Source organism: Mesorhizobium sp. M7A.F.Ca.CA.002.15.2.1, from assembly GCF_003998715.1.
GTDB classification, from domain to species: Bacteria; Pseudomonadota; Alphaproteobacteria; order Rhizobiales; family Rhizobiaceae; genus Mesorhizobium; species Mesorhizobium ciceri.
The window spans coordinates 1-5,085 of sequence record NZ_RZPI01000411.1 but is presented as its reverse complement, the minus strand read 5'-3'; the positions used below and the strand labels follow the sequence as shown (position 1 = coordinate 5,085).

The following is a 5,085-nucleotide window of genomic DNA, read 5'->3' as shown; positions in this document are numbered from 1 at the left end:
GTGCGCCGGGACTCAAGCAGTTCATCGTCGCGCAAGGGATCGCCGATGTTGCCGTTGGCTTTGAATCCCGCGGCAGAGGAAGGACTCTGCTCAAGCGTTTGAGCGACTATCGTGGCGTCATCTCTGATCTGCGGCGTCGAAAATTCGATCTTAGCATCGACCTTACCGATTCAAAAACCTCGCGGATAATGCATCGTTTGATCGGCGCTCCACTTCGCGTCGGCTTCGATCCTTCCGAGCATCCGATGAAGTTCTGGGAAATCCAGCTTGCAAACGTTCTCGCCGCGACTTTCGGACAGGGCGGCCCCCATTATCTCTACAGGAACCTGTCTCCACTCCACGCGCTTGGGTTGGATTGTCAGGACCCAACGCCTCGGCTGCAGCCGAACGGGACCGCCCAGGAAGAGTGTGCCAGGATTCTTGCGGAAAACGCTTTGGCAAAGAAGTCATATGTGGCCGTGCATGCCGGCGCCAGGTTCGAAGGGCGTTGTTGGCCGCCGCAACATTTTGCTGCGGTCATCGACGAGGTATACGCCAGAACCGGGTTGCGATCTCTGCTCGTTGGTGGGCCGGATGAGGGGCTTGCCGCGCAAAGGATCCTTGAAGTGGCGGCGTCGCCGGTCGCCAGTGTCGTCGGAAAGGCCTCGCTTGAAGTCCTGACGGCATTGTTGGCCGAAGCATCAATCTTTCTAGGCAATGAGAGCGGCCCGATGCACATCGCGGCATCTGTCGGAACTCCAGCGGTGGGGTTGTACGGCCTGACGTCGCCTGAGCAATGGGGCCCGTTCGGTGTCCCGAACCGGACGCTCCAGCCGGTCATGCCCTGTCCATGCATCGCTCCAGGTGTTTGTAAAGAAAACAACCCCGGTGGGGTCTATTGTGTGCAGCGGCTTCAGGTTGCCGAGGTCGCGGCAGCGACACTCGATCTCATCGGGGAAGTCCGAAAATCCACTCATTCGGGTATGCCGGCCGCTTCGTAGGCTGGCGGCAACAGGCACGATCACGCGCGGCTTCGTCTTCGCGCGCTTCACATCGTGATTCAGGCCGAGACCCGAGCATCTTCAAAAGACTGCAAAATTTAACCGGACTGCAACCTGCACTGCCACGAAATTGACAGGACACCTCGTCTCCGGCATCCTTGGAGCCAGTCGCAAGGCCGCCGACAGCGGCCGCGTTGCGTGTCAGGGCGACCGAGGGCAGTGTCATGTTCAGTCCCGTCACAGGTCAGAATTCCAAACGCGCCGCGGTGCGCAAAGCGCTCGATCGTCACAAGGTCTACATCACCGAGCAGCGTTTTTCGGAGGGCACCTACCAAGCCCGGGTTCTGGTCGATGGCGAGGCCTATTGGGTCGACGAATTCCGGCTGAGCCAGTTGCAGCAAGGGCTGTCGCCGGCGGAGCTCGAGTTGACGCCGGCCGCTGACGATTGAGAGCGTGACTGGCTTGTTCCTGGCCGCCGTGCTTCGATCTTTGCGATGACAACTCCACCAAAGCTCAAAGCCTATCGCGCCAAACGCGAATTCGCCAAGACGCCGGAACCGGTTGGCGGGCTCGTCAGCAGCGACGGCAACCGCTTCGTCGTGCACAAGCACCACGCCACCGCAGACCATTATGATCTGCGACTGCAGGTCGGCGATGTCTTGAAGAGCTGGGCGGTGCCGCGCGGGCCTTCGCTCAATCCGGCCGACAAAAGGCTGGCGGTCGAGACCGAGGATCATCCGCTCGAATATATCGACTTCGAGGGTGTCATTCCCGAAGGCGAGTATGGCGGCGGGCCGATGATCGTCTGGGACACCGGCAGCTGGGCGCCGATGGACGATGTCGAAAAGAGCTTGCGCACCGGCGCCTTCAAGTTCCGGCTGGCCGGCGCCAAGCTCAATGGCGGCTGGATGCTGACCCGGCTGAAGCCGAAACCCGGCGAGGACGAAAACAAGAAGAACTGGCTGCTGTTCAAAGAGCGCGACCTCGCGGCCGACACTGCGCTTGACATCCTCACGGCCCGGCCGGAGAGCGTCAAATCCGGATTGCGCATCGAGGAGCTGGCGGCGCCGGCAAAGCCCGCCGCCAAACCCGCGCCCAGACAGGGATCGCTGAAGCCCGGCACGCTGCCGGGCGCCTTCAAGGCCCCCATGCTTGCCCGTATCGAGCCGCAGCTGGCGACGCAGGTGCCAAAACCGCCCGATGGCGAAGACACCAAACAAGTCTGGCTGCACGAGATCAAATTCGACGGCTACCGCACCATGGCGCATCTCACTGAGGGCGCGGTCAAGCTGATCACCCGTGGCGGCATCGACTGGACGAAGCGTTATGGCGACCTGCCGCATGCGTTCGCCAAACTGCCGTGCTGCGACGCCATCATCGATGGCGAGATCGTGGTGCTCGACGCCCGGGGCATCAGCCGTTTCGCGCTGCTGCAGGATGCGCTGGCCGAGGGCGCCGGCAGCAAGCTCCATTTCTACGCCTTCGATCTTCTCCATCTCGACGGCTGGGACCTGACCAAGGCGCCGCTGGTCCGGCGCAAGGCGCTGCTCGCGCAGATGCTGTCGGGCCTCGGCGCCAATTCCGCCTTCCAGTTCTCCGACCATGTCGAGGGCTCGGGGCAGGGGCTCTACGACCAGGCGTCGGAACTGGGGCTGGAGGGTGTCGTCTCCAAGCGCGCCACGGCCATCTATCAGAGCGGCCGAAGCAAAAGCTGGACCAAGACCAAGGCGCTGCTGTCGGACGACTTCGTCATCGCCGGCTTCACCATCTCCGATGCGGCCGAAGGGCTGGCGGCGCTCGGAATGGCAGAGTTCGAGGGCGGTGAATTGCATTATCGCGGCAAGGTCGGCACCGGTTTCGATGCCGCCACAGCCGGTGAATTGCTCGCCAGGCTGGAGCCGCTGCGGGAAGGCGCCAGCGCGCCCGAGGGCGTTCCGCGCGAGATCATGCGCGAGATGAACTGGGTGCGGCCGCTGCTGTCGGCGCGCATCCACTACGCCAACCGCACAGCGGACAACGCACTGCGCCACGGCGTCTTCCGCGGTTTGAGGGATGTCGGCCTGTCGACGCCGGTATCCTCGACACGCAAGCGGCTGATCGCCGAGGCTGACCTTGCCACCATCTGGGTGACCAACCCGACGCGCCGGCTGTTCGGCAAGACCGGCCCGACCAAGCTCGACATCGCCGTCTATTACGCGCTGGTCGGCGATTTCATGCTGCCGCACATTCTCGGCCGGCCGGTGTCGCTGGTGCGCTGCCCGACCGGCCTGCCGAAGGATTGCTTCTTCCAGCGCCACGCCTTCACCGGCATGCCGCCCTCGGTGGTGACATTCGAGGCGACAAATTCCGAGGGCGAAACCAAATCCTATCTCTCGGTCGAAGGCGCGAAAGGGTATCTGGCGCTGGCGCAGTTCGGCGTCGTCGAGTTCCACACCTGGGGCACCCACCGCGCCAGCCTCGACAGACCCGACCAGATCGTCCTCGACCTCGATCCGGGAGAAGGGATCGCCTGGCGCGAGGTGGTCGAGGCCGCCGTGCACATCAAGGACGAATTGGGGCGCCTGGGGCTGGTGCCGTTCGCCAAGACCTCCGGCGGCAGCGGCATCCACATCACGGTACCTGTGACAGGCAAGCAGAACTGGAAGAAACTGCACCAGGCAACCAGCGCGATCGCCACGCATCTGGCGACAACGGCGCCTGATACTTTCACCACCACCATGGGCAAGGACAACCGCAAGAAGCGCATCTTCATCGACTACCACCGCAATGCGCGCGGCCACACCTCCGCAGCACCTTACTCCTTGCGCGCCCGCACCAATCTGCCGGCCTCGACGCCGGTCAGCTGGAGCGACCTCGAATCCATCGATGCGCCGCAGGATCTGAATTATTCGTCGCTGCCGGGGCTGTTGGCGACGTCGGGCGATCCGTGGGCGGAGATTGATAAGTTTGCGCGGGATCTGCCGGTGGTCTCGGGGGCGACGAAGTAGTTGCAGAAGACGAAGTAAGTAGTTGCAGAACAAGGACCACCGCGATCCGTGGCGCCCCCCTCTGTCCTGCCAGCGTTTTAAATTCCAGTCCATCGACGCTTCCAACAATTTGAATTATTCTCTGTCCACGACCTCAAATGCATGGCGGAAGATTTCGTCAGGGATTTGCCGGTATTGTGTGCGGTCGGTGTAGGATTTGCTCAGCCTCAATCGTCCTCGGACGAAAGCGCTGCAGGTCTTTGTCAGTGCATGACCGCGTAGGAGTGTTTCATGGCGCCTAGGGCAAGTTGGAAAGGTTACCTCAAACTCAGCCTCGTGAGCTGTCCGGTGCGGTTGTATCCCGCCACCAGCGCCAGCGAGCGCATCTCGTTCAACCAGCTGCACAAGAAGACCCATAACCGCATCAACATGAAGCCGGTCGACCCCGAACTAGGGCTCGTCGAGCGTGCTGATCTGGTCAAGGGGTACGAATACGAGGACAAGCAGTACATCATCATCGATGATGCAGACCTCGACGCGGTGCGCATCGAATCCAATCACACGATGAACATCGAGGCCTTCGTCGACGAGGACGAGGTCGACGTCATCTACCAGGACGCGCCCTACTACATGGCGCCCGACGGCGCGATGGCGGAGGAAACCTTCGCCGTGTTGCGCGAAGCGATGCGCAAATCCGGCAAGCTCGCCATCGCCCGCCTTGTGCTGTCGAGCCGCGAGCGCGTGGTGACGATCGGCGCGCGCGAGAACGGCATGTTCGTGTGCACCTTGAGGAACCCGAACGAAGTGCGCGGGACGGCTGAATATTTTGGCAATATTCCAGCTGGCAAGCCCGACCCCGAAATGCTGCAGCTCGCCGAAGCGCTGATCAAGCAGAAGGAAACCACCTTCGATCCGAAGAATTATGAGGACCGCTACGAGGCGGCACTCATGACGATGATCCGCGAGAAGCTGAAAGGCCACAAGCCGATTATTGCGGCGGCACCGGAGCGCGGCAATGTCATCAACCTGATGGATGCGCTGAAGGCCAGCCTGTCGCAATCGAAGCCGCCAGCCAAGTCGAAGAGCAAGGCCGACGAGGTTGCCAAGCCAGCCGCAAAGAAAGCGGCAGCGGGTGGTGC

4 protein-coding genes are annotated in these 5,085 nt (G+C 62.1%); all 4 read left to right on the top strand.

Annotation, left to right across the window (positions count from 1 at the left end):
• On the top strand, positions 1–980 hold a 980-nt coding region (locus ENZ74_RS21265; RefSeq protein ID WP_164761109.1), incomplete at its 5' end, for a glycosyltransferase family 9 protein.
• 224 nt (positions 981–1,204) lie between these two features.
• Positions 1,205–1,429: a hypothetical protein gene (locus ENZ74_RS21260; protein WP_027160830.1), complete on the top strand. Its 225-nt coding sequence runs from the start codon at positions 1,205–1,207 to the stop codon at positions 1,427–1,429.
• A 45-nt stretch (positions 1,430–1,474) separates the two neighbouring features.
• The gene (gene ligD, locus ENZ74_RS21255; protein WP_127312975.1) at positions 1,475–3,967 is read left to right on the top strand and encodes a DNA ligase D; all 2,493 of its coding nucleotides are present in this window, start codon (positions 1,475–1,477) and stop codon (positions 3,965–3,967) included.
• A 270-nt stretch (positions 3,968–4,237) separates the two neighbouring features.
• The coding region (locus ENZ74_RS21250) for a Ku protein (protein WP_127312974.1) at positions 4,238–5,085 on the top strand (848 nt) is incomplete at its 3' end.

What these genes read in the sequence shown, in the direction of transcription:
- ENZ74_RS21260 (WP_027160830.1), top strand. Translation starts at nt 1,205, where the DNA reads ATGTTCAGTCCCGTCACAGGTCAGAATTCCAAACGCGCCGCGGTGCGC.
- ligD (WP_127312975.1), top strand. Translation starts at nt 1,475, where the DNA reads ATGACAACTCCACCAAAGCTCAAAGCCTATCGCGCCAAACGCGAATTC.